Source organism: Pseudarthrobacter sp. NamE2, assembly GCF_005796205.1.
In the GTDB taxonomy this organism is placed as follows: domain Bacteria; phylum Actinomycetota; class Actinomycetes; order Actinomycetales; family Micrococcaceae; genus Arthrobacter.
Window position 1 is genome coordinate 1 of record NZ_VAHN01000049.1, and the last position, 553, is coordinate 553.

Genomic DNA, 553 nt, shown 5'->3' on the forward strand with positions numbered 1-553 from the left:
GGGCGAGGTCGAACATCGAGTAGTTCAGGGCGTGGAAGCCGGCCAGGGTGATGAACTGGAAGGTGAAGCCCATGGCGCCGAGTTCGCGCTGGAACTTGGCGATGGTGGCGTCGTCCAGGTGCTTTTTCCAGTTGAACGACGGCGAGCAGTTGTAGGAGAGCATCTGGTCCGGGAACTCGGCCTTGACGGCTTCGGCGAACTTGCGGGCCAGCTCCAGGTCCGGGGTGCCGGTTTCCATCCAGATCAGGTCCGAGTACGGGGCGTAGGCCTTGGCCCGGGCAATGCAGGGTTCGATGCCGTTGCGGACCTTGTAGAAGCCCTCGGCGGTGCGCTCACCGGTGATGAACTCCTGGTCCCGTTCGTCGACGTCGGAGGTGATCAGGGTTGCTGCCTCGGCGTCGGTGCGGGCGATGACGACGGTGGGGGTGCCGGCGACGTCGGCTGCCAGGCGGGCCGCGTTCAGGGTGCGGATGTGCTGCTGGGTGGGGATCAGGACCTTCCCGCCCAGGTGGCCGCACTTCTTTTCCGAGGCGAGCTGGTCTTCCCAGTGAAC

At 65.5% G+C, this 553-nt stretch carries 1 pseudogene; it reads right to left on the reverse strand.

What is annotated here, in order from left to right:
* A pseudogene (locus tag FDW83_RS18955) lies at positions 1-553 on the reverse strand (isocitrate lyase); the annotation flags it as partial.